Genomic DNA, 20,141 nt, shown 5'->3' on the forward strand with positions numbered 1-20,141 from the left:
CAATAGTAATGAGTGATTATTCTCAGCAAGTAGCATTATTAGAATTACAACTCAATAATGACCCTAACCGATGTTTACCAGCGCAATTAGCAACTAAAGCATTAATCAAAGAAATTTGCTTATCACCAAAACCCGGATTAGTTGATATGAATAATAGTGGTGCACATCGTGATATGGATTTCCAGACCTTTATTCAAAGTATTAGTGCTATTTGTGTCTGGTTTGAACGTTTCTACCAATATGGTAAAATATCAGCTTTGCATAAAAATCAACTTTTTTTAGCTGGCATTAGACCAATTGGTATTAATTGCGAACAAGCGATGTTTAAAGCCACCAATCAAGTTAATACTCATAAAGGCGGGATATTTGCCTTTGGTTTGCTGCTCGGCGCTATTGGCAAGTTAGAGCAATTAAACTTACCAATCAATATACAAAGCATTTGTAACGAAGTTTCATCCATTTGCCAAGGCATTGTTCAAAGCGAGCTAAAACAAAATAATCTAACAAATTCTGTTGGTGAAAAGCTATTTAAACTCCATAACCTTACAGGAGCAAGAGGAGAAGCAGAATCAGGTTATGCAACAGTTAGAAATATCTCTCTGCCTATCTTTCAACAAATGCAAAAGAACGGCTATGATGAAGAAACTTGCTTATTACAAGCGATGTTACATTTACTTGCTTTTAATCAAGACACTAATGTAGTTTCACGAGGTGGACTTGATGGTTTGACCTTTGTCCAAGAACAAGCAAAAAAACTCATCAAACAAGGTGGCGTAATCAATCCCAAAGTACGAGAAAATTTATATCATCTTGATAGTGAATTAATAAAACGTAATTTAAGCCCTGGCGGATCAGCGGATTTAATTGCGATTACTTGGTTTTTGTCTCAATATAATGGATAAAACAAGACAATAAAAAGATAAGATTTATTGATATAAAAAGTAATTAAAAATAACAGAATTTAATATTTAACACTATTCTCCAATTAATTTTGGGGCTTTAATATCGGCCCCAATTAATATAACCAAAGATGAGTAATAATTATTGATTAATAAAATAACTCACCTTATGTGCTTCAGTCGGTAATGGAACTTCCCATTTATTTAATAACCGCTGAATTGCTTTATTTGGCAACGTAGTATCTCGTGCTGAATTACGGCGATACAACTCTTTTTCTGGTTGTTCAAGATAGACAATTTCCACATTCGCATGATAAGCATAAAGCAAATCGAGTGCTTTTTGACGCATTTCTTGCGATAAGTGGGTCGCATTCCAAATAAAAGGTTGTTTTGTTCTTAACCACTGTTTAACCTTTGCTAACACAAACTGAATAACCACCCCTTCGTTTTCACCGTGCTTTAGTTTTAGCTCAGATCTAGCATCATCATAAGAAGCAACATCCCATGTTGGATAATGTTTACTCACCCAACTATTTTTACCCGATGCAGGTAAACCAGCTAGCATAATCACCTTAGATCCTACTTGGGGATATAATGCATAATCGGGTAATACATTACTACCTCGAAAATATTCGATACGAGTATAATCATCAACAAATTGGCGAGGTTGATATAAACACCCTTCTTCAAGTGCCAATTGCCTAAAGAGTTCAACTTCATCAAGCGCTCGGCGTTTATCAGCACAAATACGACCTTCCATATCTGCTTTAGCTTGCAAACACAACATCCAAATAGGCAATTGCCACGATAAGCGGTGAATTAAATATTCGGGTGATTTATTTCTTACGCCATCACTTAAAGCAAAAAAAGGCACTTGATGTACACTAATAATTCGGCAGATTTGTTCCCGCAAATCAAATGGCACCCCCATTCGCCATAATAATATACGACTACGGATCTCGCCTTTTTTGGAATGCCTTGGTTGTGTAATTTTACCTGTCAACTCATCTATGACGGTGGTTTCTGGCTTAGCGATATCATGTAATAAAGCAGTCATAAATAATACAAACTGCTCATCTTCTGTTGCGTTGGTAAACTCTTCTTGCGTTAATAATGCACGCACAACCATTTGCGTATGAACCCAAACGTTCCCCTCTCCATGATGCGAGGGATCTTGTGGCGTTATTATCAAACTATTCAATTCAGGAATACAGGTTAACCATGGGCTAAAATCATCTGTTGCCAACGTACTTGCTATTTGTTGTTTTAGTACTTGGTAATTCATAATTTACCCCCGTTTAGGCATCCATTATTCCAATTCACTGTTAATTGAGGTGTATATAACTCAACACCTTGAGCCAATTGGTTTGGAATAAAAGGCTGTTCACTATGATGTTGCCCTGCATCTAAAATCGCCTGAACAAAATCCTGCCTAACCCATTTTAATCGATCAATGGTTTGTTCTTCCGATTCGATTTTAAGATATAACCCTTCCATCAAGTCAGAGTTATCGCATTGTTGCCAAGCTTTGCTTAAGTCAAGCTTTTCACGCATCACGATTTGTTCAAAGCAAGTACGCCAATTAGCGGTTTTAGCCAAAGATGGTTTGACTAACGCCAATAAATCGCTCAATTTAGAAGGTGCAATCCCTGCAAATAACACAGGTACCGATAAAACAGGACCATCAGCTAATAATTGATGTCGCTTTAGGGTAGATAAAAAACAGTTTTGTTGTCTATCCCAAATATCAAACTCACAAAAATAGTGCGGTAAAGCATCATAAAAAATAGCATGTTTTTTGTGTAACCATTCACCATAAAGGATATAGCGATCTTCTAAACGCTCAAGTAACCAATATTCATGCACGCAAGCCCAGTGCTTTAAAAGGTTAAATTGGCGTTCTCGTGAACCACCTATTAAGTAATGTCCTCGAGATTGAAGCAACAGCTCACCACTAGCTGAAAAACTAATAGCACAGTTTGCTCCATCAAGTTTTTCTTCAATAACGATATATTGACCAGCTAATTGCTTATAAGGACGTTGTCCATGTTCACTATCACCAAACTGTAAGCGTGAGCTTTCTAGGTGCGGTGTTCGTGGATATTTAATTAATTCTAAATTTTGAATATAAGATTCCATTGTCATAATGTTTTCTCCAAAAAAATAAGGGAAAACCGACAAGGCAAAAATCTATAGATTGAATTGCAACGAAAGGGCTTAGATAATACTAAGCAAAAGACAATATGATAGAAGATACCAAGTCGGCATTAAGATAAAGTGTTAACTACAGGCATTTTGCCACCTCGCTATAACAAAAAATTCAGGTTAAAAAAACGGCGCTATTATCAACAGTTGCTCATGCTTTGTCAAGTTTAATTATAATAAATAATCATTTATGGAAATAACTAATTATAAATTATTTGTTTTTGCAAAAAATACAAATAAAATCAACACTCTAACTGACTATTTTTGCTACAACCCTTTATCAGCTCTGGGCTTATTCTAATGCTAGATTAATGACTATATTAACCTTTAAGTGTTGTGAAAAATCGGAATGTTTTTCTATAAAACAGTTTAGATATTCAATTGATTTTATTAAATTTTTATTGGTTATTTTTTAATAGAATTAAATAATTATAGTCCGTTTTTGGGGATTTTGTATTTAAGTAAAGTCTATGTGGATGAGGTTAAGTTTCGGACGTTTTAACTTTTGGGAAAATAAATAACGCTAGAGTCAACATCCGAAACATTACATTTAAAACTTACCCTTTTAATGCCAACCATGCCTATGCGTAGTCGGTCGGGAGCATTTTTTGACTTTCAGTCATTAATGCAGTCATACCTGCTCAGCGTCCAACTGAGCGAGGGCTGGGTTCTTTGTTAGATTACCTCTATTTGTACCAGAATCGCCCCTTCGCCCTAAGGATTAAGGACTAAACGCTAAAAACTAAGGTGTGGTGCAAACAGCATAATAGCCGAAGGTGGCACCCATGTTATTGCTATTGATATAGCCTGTGTCGGAGTAGACATAAAACTGACTGTTAGATATGGCATCACTCATCCAGTAACCATAGTGGGAGTGGGTGCTGTAGGCGAAGTCCGCATCAGCATAATGAGACATGTAGCCCCACTCCGTGAAAAATCCAGCTCCAATTCGACGCTGGTAACCATTCCAAACTGAAGAAGGCGTGGCGCCAGAAATAGGAACACTAGCTGTTCTGACTGCATTGGTTAAATCTCTTACCTGCGAAAGACGATACCCCAAACGACTACACCATGTTGTTTGAACAGGAACTGTATCGTATTTACTTCCTCGGTTAACAAACCACTGCTTTAACTTAAATCCATACCTTACCACTACATTATTACTACGATCCTTTCCCACTAACTCAAAGGTTTTTGGTAACCTTGGCTTAGCTATTCGATTAGGATTAGGGTTGTTCCATTGATTTCTTGCCTCTGGACCTGTTAGCCTAACACGAGCTACGGCTTTTCCCTTATCCCAATTAGGAATCCACCTATCATTAGGTACAACATTTGCCACTGTTGCAGTAATTCCCTCATGCGTGACAGGTGCCCATGTCAATTCATTTATATCTACTCCACTTATGAGTAAATCAAAATATAAATTATGCGCACCTGTAGTTGGGAAATTTAAATCGTAAGATGATGAACTTGTAGATTGAGTTAGAAAACCCTTAGTAGTACTCCATATGCTAGATGGGCCAGCAAATTTAGGATTGTCGTTAGAATCGATACCAGTCGTACCACCATATAGCAAATTCGGCCTGACCGAACAAATAACTGGTTGTGGCGGCGGAGTGATATAATACACCGCAGTACCTTCACTGAAAGTACTACTTTTGGGCACGCCATACTGCGTTGCTAAACTACCTCCCGTACTACTTAATGTTATCTTATAAGGTGCCTTACAAATATCTAATGCATCACGACGACTAACGGTATTACCATTTTTATCCGTAAATGATACCGATATATTCCCCATTGCCGTTACCTGATTATCACCATCATCATCGCCCCATTTACCCTGTGTCACCAAATCATTTAAGCTCACTGAATCAGCTGGCTGGACTATCATATCGATATTAGCCAAAGTATCCCCTATATTAGGTAACTCGATTGGCACTGTCGATGATGGAGGATTATTTTGCGGTGTGAATGTTCGTCCATTTGATAATTTAATAGTTAATAAGTCATCTGTTTTAGTCACTTTAGTAACACCGCCATCAAAAGTTAAATAAGGCGCAGTACCATGAATGCGCTCAGAAGTCGTGGCCGATAATGCCTGCGATTCAAAAGAGTATGGCAATAACAACAATAGCGCTAATACCAATGGAACTTTTGAAAATAATTTTATGGATAATTTCGAAGATATAAATGAGTTTCGTGCAAAAACTCGTCGAATAGGGTTATTTGATAAATTTAAGACGTAGGTTAGCCAGTGCTTGTGCCTTGTGCCTTGTGCCAAAAATGATACTGCATTACGTTCCTCGTGTCAAGTAATATTTTGTTTTATTTGGATTTTTTATAATTATTCGCTTATTTTCCTATAGCAATAAGAGTATAGCCGTTTAAAAAATAGTTGGCTAGTTTTTTGGCGGACTTTTTTGTAAAGAAATGTAAAGATGAAAACGATTCGGTTTTATAGATAGGTTAATTTTATAATTAAAATAGGGTGTTATGTTTCCGTCATTTTGAGATTTGGTGAAATTATTAATATCTACACCTACATTCCAGCTCACCCTATTTAGTGGAATAACCTCGCTTAGCTATTGGCACATTTAAACCCCATGGTAAAGCGAGTATATTAATCTTGTGGTATTGTTAGATTTTTTGCTCTAAAAACCTTCAGGTAGAGTATTGATTTTATTGAATTTTTTTATTTCGTTTTTTTTAATTAAATCAGACAGTTATAGAGGACAGTGGTATTGTTTGAAGTAGTGGTTTTAAATATTTTTCCCTTTTGGGGAAATGAGTAGTATCGGTGGTAACATCCGATCCAAACATCCTTGTTTGGCGTACTACCTTACTCAGTTGCTGCGTATTCTAACGCCAAAATAAGGTAGATATAGGTATTTGGTTGTTATAGAAGCTGTTTTTTCCTTTATTACTAGTACCAATAACTGAAAAAAACTCAAATAGGTATGTTTTCAAAGCTAGTATTTTATCTGAAACAGATAAAATACTATTTCCCTAAACGTTTATATAGCCTTTCTGGTCGTCCAATTTTTCCATGATTAAGTTCGACTGTTAATAATTTGATTTGTACACAATATTCTAAATATCGCCTAGCGGTCGTTTTGCTAATATTGGCTTTTTCGACTATTTCGTCAACAGTGAGTGCTTTATCGGTTTGCATAAATAAGTCTTTGACTTTTTGTAGTGTGATTTCTTCAATCCCTTTGGAGTGGCGGTTCATATCAACAAAATCTTTAGTTTGCAAATTGAAAAGTTCGTCTATTTTTCGTTGATTGACATGTTTTTGTAGGCTTTGTCGGTATAAAAATAGTTCAAAACGCTCAAGCGAGTGTTTTAGCCTTTGGTAAGATACGGGCTTTATTAAGTAGTCAAAAGCGCCATAACGAATCGCTTTACTACAAGTATCCATATCACTTGCGGCTGTAATAAAAATAACATAGCAATCTAGATGATTATTTATGATGTATTCAAATAATTCTATTCCTTTGCCGTCAGGTAAATAATTATCGAGTAATATTAAGGTCGGTTTTAGTTTTTCTACCATTATTTTAGCTTCTTCTAGTGTTGAAGCTATTCCAATTACTTTAACCTTTGTATCTTTTTGAATAAACTCTGCATTTAGTTCTGCTAAAATTGGCTCATCTTCAACAATAAGCACTTTGATATTATCTTCTTGAAATTGATTCATATAATTGCCTTTTTATTATTTAGGTATAAATACAGAAAAAATTGTTCCATAAGGGGTATTATCTTCAAATGTAATATAACCATTGGCCTTTTTTATATAGGTCGAAACAAGGTGTAAACCAATACCGTGTTCTTTACCTTCTTGCGATGTGACGCCAGGTTCGAAAATTGAATCGCGAATATTTTCATCAATGCCACAGCCTTGATCAGTTACCTCTAATACAACTTCATTTGTTGCGTCGCTTAGATAGAGATAAATGGTTTTATCACCACGATCATTTTTTAAGCTAGCATTAAAAGCATTATCAAGCAAATTTCCTAAAATTGACATAAATTCTATTTCGGTGATAAGTGAAGGTAATGCATTTAATTGGCATGCTGGATCAAATACTAGATTTAAGCCAATTTCGTGTGCTTTTGAATATTTGCCAATTAATAAACCACATATAGCCGGCACATTAAAATGTTTGGTAATAAAGTCTAAATTACTTTGGTTATCGGCAGAATGCAATGCAATAAATGATTGCGCTTCATCATACCGTTTCATATATATTAAACCTGATAGCGTTGCTAACCAGTTAAGATGTTCATGCCTTAATGCGCGTAAATTATCGACATATTGTGTTACTTGCGTTAATTGCATACTTAATACATTAATATCATCAAAATTACGAAAAGTAATTACCCAGCCTTGAATTTTATCATCAATAACCACTCGAACTCGGCTGGCAATAACAATCATGTTATTGAAATAGCATATATGATCGTGTATGTCTTCAGTTTGATTTTCTTTTTTGTAGATAAAGTCACTTGAGGTGATAAATTCGCTTAAATCATGTTTATGTAACTCGTCATCATTTATCTTAATATCTAACATTGTGCGAGCAGATTGATTAATATTGATAATTTTATAATTAAGATCAATGGCGATAACACCTTCAAAAATCGATTCCATGATCGACTTTTGGCTTTTTACCAGTAGTGCGATTACTTTAGGCTCTAAATTGAACATCTGTTTTTTAATTGCTTTTGAAAAACAATATGAAAAGATAAATAATGCTAAGAATAACAAAGAACAAAAAATGATAAACGGTATAAACTGTTTTATATGCAATGCATAAATACCATCAATCATATAACCGACCGAGACTATACCAATAATCTTACCGTTTTCAATAATTGGAGCTTTCCCCCTTAATGCTAAACCAAGAGAACCCTCACTAATAGTGATGCTACTATTACCGTTAAGAACCTCTTGATTATCCCCTCCTACCATGGGGGAATCTAAGGGGCTATTAGCTGTATGAAATAAACGGTTAGCATTAGCATCGCCAATAACAATATAGCTTGCATCACTTTGTTTAAATATATCTGTGATTAAATTTGCTATTTTATTTGTATCTTTGTCTTTGACATATTCAATTAAACTTGGTAAAACAGATAACTCTTTTGCTTGAATTTGCGCTTTTTCGCCCAAACTTCGATACAAATTTATTTCAGTTGTGTTCCAAATATAGCTTTGTAATAGCACAAGAACAATCAACGAAAAAAACAAAAGCGATAAAAAAAGTTTTGTGGTAAACGATAAGTGGATTTTCCTTCGCATTTTTGTATTTTCTTTTCAAATTAAGTCCAAATAAGTGTATCACAGCATAAAAAAACATATATCCTTTAAAACCATAAAAACCACAGTTAATTTATGATTTATATCACAAAAATTTCATTAATTTTTTGTAAATATACCCGCCAATAATTTCGAATAAATCAACTTATTTTGGAGAAAAAAATTAATGGTGAATTTTAACTCATCTGAGAAAAACATTAATGAAAAAGAATCAACAGGTAAGACTGCTACAGAAAATCTAACAGGTTGGCCATATAATTGGTGGCGACTAATGGATAATTATAAAATTGGTGTAATCCCACTTCCATTATTTATTATCGCTGGTATTCTTATTTGTGTAGAAGTGTTAGTAACAGGTAAATTACCTAGCGAAATAGTTGTAATGGTGGTAACGTGTGGCTTCTTTGGCTTTTTATGTGGCGAAATTGGTAAACGCTTACCGATTGTTGGAAAAATGGGTGCTGCCGCAATTTGTGCAACCTTTATTCCTTCTGCATTAGTTTATTATGGTATTCTTCCTAAACCAATCGTTGTTGCAACAGAAAAATTCTATGAAGATACACATATTCTTTATTTATATATCTGTTGTATCATCGTGGGTAGTATTATGAATATGGATAAGAAAACACTTATCCAAGGGTTCTTAAAGATTTTTATTCCAATGCTATGTGGCGAAATTGTTGGGATGTTAGTTGGTATAAGTGTAGGTTATTTACTTGGCCTTAATGTAGCTCATACATTCTTCTTTTTAGTATTACCAATTATGGCTGGTGGTGTTGGTGAAGGTGCTATTCCACTATCAATAGGTTACGGTGATCTACTGGGTATTAAAGATGGTTTAAGCCGCGTGTTACCTATTGTTATGTTAGGGGGATTAACAGGTATTATTTGTGGTGGTATCCTTAACCGTATTGGTAAAGCTTATCCACACTTAACAGGTAATGGTAAATTATTCCCAGAAAGTGATAACACCAATACCTCTGATAAAAAAATGCTTAAATCTGAAATAGTTATTGATGTAACAACTTTTGCCTCAGGTGTACTTTTAGCCACACTACTGTATATGATTGGAATGCTTGTCAAAGCGGTAACAGGTATTCCTGCACCTGTAGGAATGTTGTTTGCAGCTGTTTTGGTAAAACTAATATCGGGTGTATCACCAAAAGTATTGAGTGGTTCACAAGTGGTTTATAAATTTTTCCAAACATCTGTTACTTATCCAATTTTATTTGCGGTAGGAGTGGCTGTCACTGAATGGAAAGACATTATTGCAGCTTTCACACTAACAAATTTAACGGTTATTATTTGTACAGTTGTTAGCCTAGTTACAACTGGTTTCTTTGTTTCGAAGAAATTAGGCATGTATCCGATCGATGCAGCTGTTATTTCTTGTTGCCAAAGTGGGCAAGGAGGAACAGGCGATGTAGCTATTTTGACAGCAGCAGAACGTATGGAATTAATGCCATTTGCACAAATTGCTACCCGCATCGGAGGTGCAATTAATGTGTCTTTATCGTTACTAATACTTGCCCATGTTTTATTAAAATATAACTTAGTTAGTATAGCCGATTTAATAAATTAAGTTTAATCACTAAAAAACAACCTTAGTTTATACTAAGGTTGTTTATTTTATAGTTACAATTAACAAAATAGCTTTTAAGGAGTTTTCATGAAGCTTGTCAGTTATCTTGTCTCTGGTAGAGCAAGTTTTGGTCTTCTTACTCACAACGGTATTGTTGATTTAAAGCAAAAATTAGGTGATAAATATGCCGATTTAAAATCACTACTTGCCGATAAAGAAGGACTATCTATTGCCAAAACCTACCTTAATGCCCCAAGTGACATTGATGAACAAGACATTACTTATTTACCCGTTATTCCAAATCCAAATAAAATCTTGTGTGTTGGTATGAACTATGCCGAAAAACGAGCAGAATTTAATGAAACCAGTTCAGCACCAACGCTTTTTGTTCGTTTCCCTGATTCTCAAACAGGTCATAAAACCAACATTATTAAACCAGCTATTACTAATGAGTTGGATTATGAAGGAGAATTAGCTATTATTATAGGTAAAGCTGGTTTTCGCATTAAGCAAGAAGATGCGTTATCATATGTAGCTGGCTATAGCTGTTATATGGATGGTTCTATTCGCGACTGGCAATATACTTGGTTTACCGCAGGTAAAAACTGGCCTAGCACTGGTGCTTTCGGTCCATGTATTACAACAAGCGATGAAATTCCTGATCCAAAAGTATTATCTTTAACTACTTATTTAAATGGCGAGCAAATGCAACATGATTCAGTTAAAAATCTTGTGCATACTGTGCCTGAATTAATTTCTTATATTAGTACTTTTACACGTTTATCTCCAGGTGATGTTATTCTTACTGGATCACCAGGTGGAGTTGGTAAAAAACGTAATCCTCCAGTATTTATGAAAGATGGCGATACAATTGAAGTCGAAATTACAGGAATTGGTCGACTAACTAATTATGTAGTAGCTGAATAGAGGTAAATTTATGTACGATTTAGTTGATTATGCCGTTGTTGATATTTCTAAAGCAGAACAAGATTATAAAGAAGTTAAACAGTTGCTATCTCGCTCTGATCTTGATCTGGATTCACAAGTTACTGTTTTTATGGTAGCTAAAATCAATGAACAAATTATTGCTTGTGCAGGTATTGATCGCAATATTATTAAATGTGTTGCTATTGATCCTAATTATCGTGGCAATCAACTAAATCTAACCTTGATGGATCATGCAATAAAATATGCCAATGAAAACGGCTATTTTCATCTTTTTCTATATACAAAACCCGAAAATATAGATTTTTTTAAGGGATGTGGGTTTTATCCTATTGTTGAAATAACAGATCTTGTTGTCCTAATGGAAAACAATCCAGTTGGAATAAGGCAATATTGTAAACAACTAAGCACGCAACAAAAAGAAGGGAGCAAAATTGGTAGCATTGTTATGAATGCTAATCCTTTCACTAAAGGCCATCAATATCTTATTCAATATGCTGCAAGTCAATGTGATTGGTTGCATGTTTTTGTTGTCAATGAAAATGCATCGCTATTTTCATTTGATACACGTTTGAAGTTAGTTAAAGATGGTACTAAACAGATAAAGAATGTGACGGTACATGCAAGTTCTCCTTATATTATTTCAAGAGCAACATTTCCAACTTATTTTCTAAAAGATAAGACAAAAATCGATCAGGCCTATATGGGTATCGATCTGCTTATATTCCGAAATTATATTGCTCCAGCGCTTAATATTAACTATCGATTTGTTGGAACTGAACCCTATGACGAAGTAACGAAGGCTTATAATGAAGCGATGTCTTATTGGCTTGAAGATAAAGCAGTTAGTAATCACTCCGCAATTACCTTTGTTGAAGTTCAACGAATAACCGAAGGTGATACTATTGTATCAGCTTCATTAGTAAGAAAATTATTGGCATCAGGGCAATATGAAGAGGTAAAAAAACTAGTTCCATCTACTACATGGGATTACCTTTCAGCTAATTTGGATAAATTTAAAATTTAATACGTTTTAAAAGGTAAAAAAATGAAAATACAAAAAGAAGCCATGGCGGGGACTCTTGAATCTAGCGATTTGTTAGTCAAAGTCATGCCAAACACGGGAATTGAAATTGTTATTAATAGTGATGTTAATAAACAATTTGGCGATCAAATCCGTGCGGTTGTTAATCAAACTTTAAATGAGCTTAATGTAACCGACGGTTTAATCATTATTGATGATAAAGGTGCACTTGATTGCGCTATTAAAGCTAGAGTTCAATGTGCAGTTTTACGTGGCGCAGAAGAAGAAAACTTAGATTGGAGTAAATTACTATGAAAAAATTACGTCGAAGTATGCTATTTCTTCCAGGTGCAAACGCCGCTATGTTATCAACTTCGTTTGTTTATAAGCCTGATTCAATCATGTTCGATCTTGAAGATGCCGTTTCAATTAAGGAAAAAGATTCAGCACGTTTATTAGTTGCACAAACTTTACTTCTTCCTGTTTATAAAGAGCACGGGATTGAAACAGTAGTACGAATCAACGCACTTGATACTCCATTTGGTTTAAAAGACCTTGAAGCAGTTGTACGAGCGGGTGTTGATGTAGTACGTTTACCTATGACTAACTGTGCTGAAGATATTCATGAGTTAGAAGCCCATGTTGAAAGAATCGAAAAAGAGTGTGGGCGTGAAGTTGGTAGCACTAAATTAATGGCTGCAATCGAATCTGCTCAAGGTGTTGTTAATGCCGTTTCTATCGCTAAATCTTCTCCACGTTTAATCGGTATTGCGCTAGCTGCATTTGACTATCTTGTTGATATGCAAACTGAACGTGGCGATGGTACAGAATTATTCTATGCTCGCTGTGCAGTATTGCATGCAGCACGTGTGGCTAAAATTGATGCTTTTGACGTTGTTTACTCTAATGTTAATGATGATGAAGGTTTCTTGAAAGAAGTCAGCTTAATCAAAAAATTAGGTTACAACGGTAAATCGCTCATTAATCCTAGACAAATTGACCTGCTCCACAATGCTTATGCTCCAACAGCAGCTGAAGTTGAACATGCTCAAAAAGTAGTTGAAGCAGCAGAAGAAGGAGAAAGAAAAGGCCTTGGCGTTATTTCTCTAAATGGCAAAATGATTGATGCACCGATTATTGCTCGAGCTAGAAAAGTTATCGAGTTGGCTAAGTATTCTGGTGTACGTAAAGAAATTTGATAGGATTGAAAAATGACTACTTCTATAAACAAAAAAATTGATGATTTGCTTAAACAGCACCCTGATCTCAAGAATATTAAGCCTTTTGTTGATGCTAACGCAACAACTCCATATTTAAAAGATGAGTCTAAATACACGCGTAAATTGTGTGATTCTATTGAGCAAGCAATTAAAAAATGTGAATTGCGTGATGGTATGACTATCTCTTTTCACCATGCATTTCGTGAAGGCGATAAGGTTATCAACAAAGTTGTTGAGACTATCAGTAATTTAGGCATTAAAAATTTGACGCTAGCTTCAAGTTCCTTATTAAGCTGTAACTCAGCGTTAATTCCTCATATCGAATCTGGTGTAATTACTAAAATTTATACCTCTGGTTTACGTGGTAAATTAGCCGATGCGATTTCTCACGGTTTAATGGATAACCCAGTCCATATCCATTCTCATGGTGGACGTGTAAAACTGATCCAAAGTGGTGAAATTAACATTGATATCGCATTTTTAGCTGTATCAACCGCTGATGAACAAGGTAACGCTAATGGTGTATCTGGAAAATCACAATGTGGTGCTCTAGGTTATGCTATGGTTGATGCGCAATTTGCGAAGAAAGTTGTACTATTAACTGAGGATATTGTTGGATATCCTAACCATCCAGCAAGTATTCGCCAAGATCAAGTTGATTATATTGTTAAAGTTGATGAAGTGGGTGACCCAACTAAAATTAGTGTGGGCGCAGCGCGTATCACTAGTAATCCACGCGAACTGATGATCGCTCGTTATGCAGCTGATGTTATTGAACACTCTGGTTATTTTAAAGATGGTTTTTCAATCCAAACTGGTTCTGGTGCATCGTCAACTGCAGCAACTCGTTTCCTTGAAAATCGCATGCGTGCGAAAAATATCACTGCATCATTTGCTTTAGGTGGTATTACAGCAAGTATTGTTGATCTTCACGAAAAAGGATTAGTTAAACGTTTATTAGATACTCAAAGTTTTGACGGCACTGCGGGGCAATCTTTAGGTAAAAATAAAGATCATATCGAAGTTTCAACTAATGTTTATGCAAATCCTGCCTCAAAAGGTGCAAGTGTTGATGAGCTTGATATTGTTATTTTAAGTGCGTTAGAAATCGACCTTGATTACAATGTTAATGTATTAACTGGTTCTGACGGTGTAATGCGCGGTGCTTCTGGTGGTCACTGTGATACAGCTGCTGGTGCAAACTTAACAATTGTTGTTGCGCCACTCATTCGTAGCCGTATTCCAACAGTAATTAAAAAGGTAACAACATTAGTTACTCCTGGTGAGAGCGTTGATGTGCTAGTCACTGACCATGGTATTGCTGTTAACCCTAATCGTCCAGAAATTGCTGAACGTTTAAAAGCAGCTAACTTACCAATTATGAGCATTGAAGAGCTTTATCAACGTGCTGTGTCTTTAACTGGTGAACCAAAACCAATCGAATTTAATGATAAAATCGTTGGTATCGTACATTTCCGTGATGGCTCTGTTATTGATGTCGTACGCCAAGTTAAAGATTAATTTTAATCTTTATTAATATAGTAATAGCCTGACATGTAAAAGTGTCATGCTATTACTTTTCTATTTGATGAAAAAAATGCAAATTAAATTTGATGATGGCACTCCTATTACCCTTGAGCAAATGCTACTAGCCAAGGAAAAGCGAGTTGAAAACCAAAAGCATGCAATGACATGCTATAAATATCCAATCATATCATTAAGCATAGTTATTCCTGGTCCTATAAAAAACAGTAGCGGAGCCCGTTATCTTTTTGACGAAGCAATTAAAGCTTTACATCTCTGTTTTTTACAAAACGATATAACAATAATCAATGAAGATCATTTCCATTACATTACTGGTTCAGAAGCAATCATAGCAATTAAATGTTCAGCTAAAACCCTTAAAAAATATTGTATTGAAGTTGAAAATAATCATCCCTTAGGGCGTTTGTGGGATATTGATGTTATTGACATTGTTACACAAAATAGCCTGTCACGTTCTCAATTCGAAAATCAACCAAGACAATGTTTGGTCTGCAATGAAGAGGCAAAAATTTGTGGTAGAGCTAAACGGCATTCAATTGATGAAATTTTTACCGCGATAAAAAAGAAAATAGAAAATTTCAGAAAGAATAAAACATCACTTTAATAAAAGTGCAAATAATAGGTTGATGAAATAACATTACAGCATTATATCATCAAGCCTTTTTAATCTAAAAATTCAATTAGATTGTTTCAAGTGCCTGCTGTAAATCAGCTAGTAAATCAGTAATATCTTCTAAACCAACTGAAATACGTAATAGCTGATCTGAAATACCCGCTGTTTTTCGTGCTTCTGCACTAATACCTGAATGTGTCATTGTTGCTGGGTGGCAGACAAGACTCTCAACGCCACCAAGTGATTGAGCTAATGTAATAATTTTAAGCGCTTTTAAAAACTTAGGCATTACATCGGCATTTCCAACCAGTTCAAAACTTAGTAACGAGCCAAACCCTTTTTGTTGTTCTTTAGCAATATTATGCCCAAGATTAGATGGTAAAGAGGGATGAAATACTTTTGCTATTTTTGGGTGATTAACAAGAAACTCAACAACTTTTTGGGCATTTTCTTGTTGCAAATTAACACGTGCAGCAAGAGTTCGTAACCCACGCAATAAAAGATAACTATCAAATGATGAAGTAAGCGTACCAATATTGTTGGCCCACCATAAAACATCTGTAGCAAGCTGTTGGTCTTTGAAGACTAAAATTCCCGCTAATAAATCCGAATGCCCATTTAAAAATTTGGTACAAGAATGGCTGACTATATCAGCACCAAGCTCCAACGGTTTTTGTAAAATTGGCGTCATAAATGTATTATCGACTAAAACCAAAGCTCCAACATCATGTGCTTGTTGGGCTATTTTCTTGATATCAACAACACGAAGTAATGGGTTACTTGGTGTTTCAATCAATACTAATTTAGGATGTAAATTAAGTGCTTCTTGTAAAGCTATTGCATCGGACTGATCAACAAATTTCACTTTAAAATAACCTTTTTGGCTTAGACTATTAAAAAGTCGATAGCTGCCGCCATAACAATCATGAGGAGCAACAACTAAGTCATTTGGCGCTAATAAAGCAACACTGATAAGATGAATTGCTGACATGCCACAGTTTGTTAAAATAGCATCTGCACCACCTTCTAATTTCGCAACGGTTTCTTCCACTAATCTCCGACTAGGATTAGCTTTTCGTGCATAATCAAACTTTCTTGGTTTTGCAAATTCTTCATAACGATAACAAGTAGATGGTGTAATAACAGGTACAACACTACCATATTGCTCATCAGTATTAATCCCACCACGAACAGCTATTGTTCCTTGGCTTAAATTGTTGGTTTGACTAACCATAATAATATTCCTCTAAATAATACTTTACTTACTTCAACAACAGATTGTATAAGAATAACACATTCAATAAGGACGTCAACATGTCTAGACGTCTAACTATCTTGGTGTGTAGATTGCAGAAAAATAAAAAAAACGTTAGAATTGCCCACATTATTTGTGATGTAATTTGGTGACAAGATGATGGAATGGAATGGCGAATATATAAGCCCTTATGCTGAACATGGTAAAAAAAGCGAACAAGTAAAAAAAATTACAGTATCAATTCCGTTGAAAGTTTTAAAAATATTGACTGATGAACGCACTCGCCGACAAGTCAATAATTTACGTCATGCAACAAATAGTGAATTATTGTGTGAAGCCTTTCTTCATGCTTATACCGGTCAACCTTTACCTTGTGACGATGATTTACAAAAAGATCGTGAAGACGGTATTCCTAAGCAAGCTAAAAAGATGATGCAAGATTTAGGTATTAATCCCGATTTTGATTGATTATTAACTAAAAAACTAATTTTGAAAAACAAAAGGCGCTTATGCGCCTTTTCTATTATTATTAATTTTGGGACATGGTTTTCCGAAAAATTATTTTTTACCGCCAACCATAGCAAAACGTTGTTTGAACTTATCTACACGTCCACCAGTTGCAACATCACGTTGTTTACCTGTATAGAATGGGTGACATTCACCACATACGTCAAGATGAATATCATGACCAACAGTAGAATGAGTTTTAATAACGTTACCACAAGAACAAGTTGCTGTAATTGCAGTATATTCTGGATGAATACCTTCTTTCATAATAAACCTCTAAAGTTTTTCGTATCGCTATATAAATGGCCATAAAAGCAAAATCTATACACCATACGAGTGTTAAAAAAACATGATAAGACAGCAGATTATACGGCCAATAGTCGAGTTAATCAAGAAATAAAAGAACAATTAAACAGGTAATTGACCTATTGTTAATTGCAGTTCAATCTTTTCCCCATTTCGCTGAACTATAATGGGGACAATTGTACCAGGTTTCAACTCAGCTATTTGATCCATTGTTTCAACAATTGATTTAACAGGTTTATTATCTACCATAATCAGAATATCATTAGCTTGTATTCCCGCTTGTAATGAAGGACCTTCCGCTCTGGTGACTAAAATACCTAACACCACTGGCATATCACTTGGATTTTGAGTTGGTGCAAATTCTAATCCATCAATTCCTATATATCCTCTAATAACTTTTCCATCGCGAATTAATTTATTCATGATTTTAACTGCTAATGCAGTTGGGATAGCAAATCCGATTCCTTCAGGAATGTCATTTCCTAGATTTTTTGCAAAGGTAAGAGTATTAATTCCCATTAATTCACCTTTGCTATTTACTAGCGCTCCGCCTGAATTGCCATGATTTATTGGTGCATCAGTTTGAATAAAATTTTGCCTTCTGTATGGGCTCAATCCATCACGACCTGTAGCACTGATAATACCTTGTGTAATAGTTTGCCCTATATTGTAAGGGTTCCCTATGGCTAATACGACATCACCAATTTTAGGTTCGCGTTGAGGATTTATCAATATAGTGGGGATATTTGAAGCCTCTATTTTTAATACCGCTAGATCAACAAGTTTATCTGAGCCTACAGATAAAGCTTCAAATATTCGTCCATCTTGCAATGCGACGATAATTTGTTCTGCATCTTCAACTACATGATAATTAGTAACAATATACCCATTCCCATTCATAATTACTCCAGAACCGAGCGGAGTTATTGGACTATCTTGTGATTCCTGAGAAAAAGAATTAATTGAGCGGCTATAAATATTAACTACTGCAGGGGCTGCTGTTTTAACAGCACTAGAAAAACTTAATGGATCATCATGAAAAATTGAAGTTGGAAAATTTGATTGGTTTCCTTTTTGTAAAGAAGGAAAAATAATCAATAACACAATAGCTAAAACCGTTCCAATTAATATTGGCCATAGAATTTTTTTGAGCATTAGTTTCAGAATTGTAATGGGAAGAATAATGAAGATTTTAACACATCTATATAAAGGTTAAAATTAAAGTTTTCGTCGATGCTAAAGCATCGACGATATAAAAAATGACTAATTATCGTAAAATTAAATATAAACGACTATCGCCACGAATTATATTTAATGCAATTACTGATGGGTGACTATCAATAATTTTTCTAAGATCTGCAATATTAGTTACTCGTTCTTTATTAACTCCAGTAATAAGATCTCCCTCTTGCAAACTGAGTCGAGACGCAGGCGAATTTTTAGCAATACTTTCTATTAAAACACCTTTTTGGCCTTTAATTTCACCATTGCTAAGCGTTGCACCATCAAGAGCAGAATGTAGCGATTTCGCATCCGTTGTTGTCTCGTCGCTATTTTTTAGTTTTACATCGACAGATATTGTTTTGCCATCTCGAATTAAACCTAGCTTAACGGTTCGCCCTGCTCCAGTTGTCGCAATTTTTGCACGTAGTTCAGCAAAACTATCAACTGGTTTACCATCCATCGAGACAATAATATCGCCAGATTTAATTCCTGCTGCTTGTGCGGCTGAATTCTCAATAACTTCACTAACAAAGGCTCCTTTTTGAACATCAACATCAAACGCTTTTGCTATATCCGATGTCAATTCATTACCTTTGATACCAAGCACGCCACGTTTTACTTCACCAAATTCTATAAGCTGAGAAGTTAAACTTTTTACCATATTACTAGGAATTGCAAATCCTATCCCTACATTACCACCACTTGGAGCAATAATTGCGGTATTTATACCAACAAGCTCACCATTTAAATTCACAAGAGCCCCACCAGAGTTACCTTGGTTAATTGAAGCATCTGTTTGAATGAAGTTTTCAAAACCATTCATATTAAGTCCACTACGAGCTAAAGCTGAAATAATCCCTGAAGTAACAGTTTGACCAATGCCAAATGGATTACCAATAGCAACAGCATAATCACCAACACGTAAATTATCAGAATCTGCTAATTTAATAGCTGTTAATTTTTTGGCATCATCGATTTTAAGTAATGCTATATCACTTTGTGGATCCTTACCGATTAGTTTTGCTTTAAATTCATGCCCATCGTTTAGAGCAACCGTAATTTTATCAGCACCATCAATAACATGATTATTCGTAACAACATAGCCTTTTTCTGCATCAATAATCACACCAGAACCTAAACCTGTAAACGCCCTTGATTGGCTATCTGGATAACCAAAAAAACGTCTAAATTCTTCTGGCATATTATTTTGCATTTGAGCTGTTCCTTCAACTTTAATACTAACAACTGATGGTAATACAGTTTCAAGCATAGGCGCCAAACTTGGCAGTTGCGTATTATTATCGGTTGAGGCAGGAGGAAAAGCTGCATAAGTATTCGGAAGTACAGATAAACTTATTCCTAAACTTAAAGCTAAAATACTTAATAATTTTTTTTGTTGTTTTAATGAATTAATCATCTCAGAACTCTCGCTTTTACAAAAATTTACACTCTATAAAATTGCTTGAATATTAAGTAACGGAGAATAAAAT

General features: G+C 35.0%; 18 protein-coding genes. 9 read left to right on the forward strand and 9 right to left on the reverse strand.

The features are described from left to right. The first annotated feature begins 8 nt into the window (after window positions 1-8). On the forward strand, window positions 9-902 hold the full coding sequence (gene citG, locus B9N71_RS03940) for a triphosphoribosyl-dephospho-CoA synthase CitG (protein ID WP_065589430.1): 894 nt from the start codon (window positions 9-11) through the stop codon (window positions 900-902). A gap of 139 nt (window positions 903-1,041) precedes the next feature. On the opposite strand, the gene B9N71_RS03945 is transcribed toward citG, so the two are convergent. From B9N71_RS03945 to B9N71_RS03965, 5 genes are all read right to left on the reverse strand, one after another. Then, a complete protein-coding gene (locus tag B9N71_RS03945; RefSeq protein ID WP_085164257.1) occupies window positions 1,042-2,184 on the reverse strand; it encodes an AAA family ATPase in 1,143 nt (380 codons plus the stop codon). Beyond that, window positions 2,181-3,044 carry an RNA ligase family protein gene (locus tag B9N71_RS03950; protein ID WP_208610426.1) on the reverse strand — a complete coding sequence of 288 codons (864 nt, stop codon included), beginning with the start codon at window positions 3,042-3,044 and terminating at the stop codon, window positions 2,181-2,183. The genes B9N71_RS03945 and B9N71_RS03950 overlap by 4 nt, the downstream gene beginning before the upstream one ends. Before the next feature lie 802 nt (window positions 3,045-3,846). Beyond that, window positions 3,847-5,388, reverse strand: coding sequence for a hypothetical protein (locus B9N71_RS03955; RefSeq protein ID WP_085164259.1), 1,542 nt, complete (start codon window positions 5,386-5,388; stop codon window positions 3,847-3,849). A gap of 717 nt (window positions 5,389-6,105) precedes the next feature. Then, the gene (locus tag B9N71_RS03960; protein ID WP_034914423.1) at window positions 6,106-6,807 is read right to left on the reverse strand and encodes a response regulator; all 702 of its coding nucleotides are present in this window, start codon (window positions 6,805-6,807) and stop codon (window positions 6,106-6,108) included. A 15-nt stretch (window positions 6,808-6,822) separates the two neighbouring features. Then, window positions 6,823-8,337, reverse strand: coding sequence for an ATP-binding protein (locus tag B9N71_RS03965; RefSeq protein ID WP_208610427.1), 1,515 nt, complete (start codon window positions 8,335-8,337; stop codon window positions 6,823-6,825). A 259-nt stretch (window positions 8,338-8,596) separates the two neighbouring features. On the opposite strand from B9N71_RS03965, the gene B9N71_RS03970 reads away from it, so the two are divergent. From B9N71_RS03970 to citX, 7 genes are all read left to right on the forward strand, one after another. After that, window positions 8,597-10,012: a 2-hydroxycarboxylate transporter family protein gene (locus B9N71_RS03970; RefSeq protein WP_085164263.1), complete on the forward strand. Its 1,416-nt coding sequence runs from the start codon at window positions 8,597-8,599 to the stop codon at window positions 10,010-10,012. An 87-nt stretch (window positions 10,013-10,099) separates the two neighbouring features. Then, the gene (locus B9N71_RS03975; RefSeq protein WP_065589426.1) at window positions 10,100-10,939 is read left to right on the forward strand and encodes a fumarylacetoacetate hydrolase family protein; all 840 of its coding nucleotides are present in this window, start codon (window positions 10,100-10,102) and stop codon (window positions 10,937-10,939) included. 10 nt (window positions 10,940-10,949) lie between these two features. Continuing rightward, window positions 10,950-11,984 carry a [citrate (pro-3S)-lyase] ligase gene (gene citC, locus B9N71_RS03980; protein WP_065561414.1) on the forward strand — a complete coding sequence of 345 codons (1,035 nt, stop codon included), beginning with the start codon at window positions 10,950-10,952 and terminating at the stop codon, window positions 11,982-11,984. A 21-nt stretch (window positions 11,985-12,005) separates the two neighbouring features. Beyond that, the gene (gene citD / locus B9N71_RS03985; protein ID WP_065589424.1) at window positions 12,006-12,296 is read left to right on the forward strand and encodes a citrate lyase acyl carrier protein; all 291 of its coding nucleotides are present in this window, start codon (window positions 12,006-12,008) and stop codon (window positions 12,294-12,296) included. Continuing rightward, window positions 12,293-13,180, forward strand: coding sequence for a citrate (pro-3S)-lyase subunit beta (gene citE / locus B9N71_RS03990; protein ID WP_034914409.1), 888 nt, complete (start codon window positions 12,293-12,295; stop codon window positions 13,178-13,180). Before citD ends, citE begins: the two co-directional genes overlap by 4 nt. Before the next feature lie 12 nt (window positions 13,181-13,192). Then, window positions 13,193-14,722 carry a citrate lyase subunit alpha gene (citF, locus tag B9N71_RS03995; protein ID WP_065605690.1) on the forward strand — a complete coding sequence of 510 codons (1,530 nt, stop codon included), beginning with the start codon at window positions 13,193-13,195 and terminating at the stop codon, window positions 14,720-14,722. A 76-nt stretch (window positions 14,723-14,798) separates the two neighbouring features. Next, entirely contained in the window at window positions 14,799-15,350 is a 552-nt protein-coding gene (gene citX / locus B9N71_RS04000; protein WP_065589422.1) for a citrate lyase holo-[acyl-carrier protein] synthase, read from the forward strand. Between the two features lie 76 nt (window positions 15,351-15,426). Here citX and metB read toward each other — a convergent pair whose 3' ends face one another. Continuing rightward, window positions 15,427-16,593, reverse strand: a complete 1,167-nt coding sequence (gene metB, locus B9N71_RS04005) for a cystathionine gamma-synthase (protein WP_085164265.1) — start codon at window positions 16,591-16,593, stop codon at window positions 15,427-15,429. A gap of 177 nt (window positions 16,594-16,770) precedes the next feature. On the opposite strand from metB, the gene metJ reads away from it, so the two are divergent. Then, window positions 16,771-17,082 (forward strand): met regulon transcriptional regulator MetJ, encoded by a 312-nt coding sequence (gene metJ, locus B9N71_RS04010; RefSeq protein ID WP_034914400.1) that lies wholly within the window; start codon window positions 16,771-16,773, stop codon window positions 17,080-17,082. A gap of 90 nt (window positions 17,083-17,172) precedes the next feature. On the opposite strand, the gene rpmE is transcribed toward metJ, so the two are convergent. From rpmE to B9N71_RS04025, 3 genes are all read right to left on the reverse strand, one after another. Next, window positions 17,173-17,388 (reverse strand): 50S ribosomal protein L31, encoded by a 216-nt coding sequence (gene rpmE / locus B9N71_RS04015; protein ID WP_034914396.1) that lies wholly within the window; start codon window positions 17,386-17,388, stop codon window positions 17,173-17,175. Between the two features lie 141 nt (window positions 17,389-17,529). Then, window positions 17,530-18,582, reverse strand: coding sequence for an outer membrane-stress sensor serine endopeptidase DegS (degS, locus tag B9N71_RS04020; RefSeq protein WP_085164267.1), 1,053 nt, complete (start codon window positions 18,580-18,582; stop codon window positions 17,530-17,532). A 112-nt stretch (window positions 18,583-18,694) separates the two neighbouring features. Beyond that, a complete protein-coding gene (locus B9N71_RS04025; RefSeq protein WP_065609090.1) occupies window positions 18,695-20,068 on the reverse strand; it encodes a Do family serine endopeptidase in 1,374 nt (457 codons plus the stop codon). Window positions 20,069-20,141: the final 73 nt, after the last annotated feature.

It is taken from the genome of Gilliamella bombi (assembly GCF_900103255.1).
Taxonomy (GTDB): Bacteria; Pseudomonadota; Gammaproteobacteria; order Enterobacterales; family Orbaceae; genus Gilliamella; species Gilliamella bombi.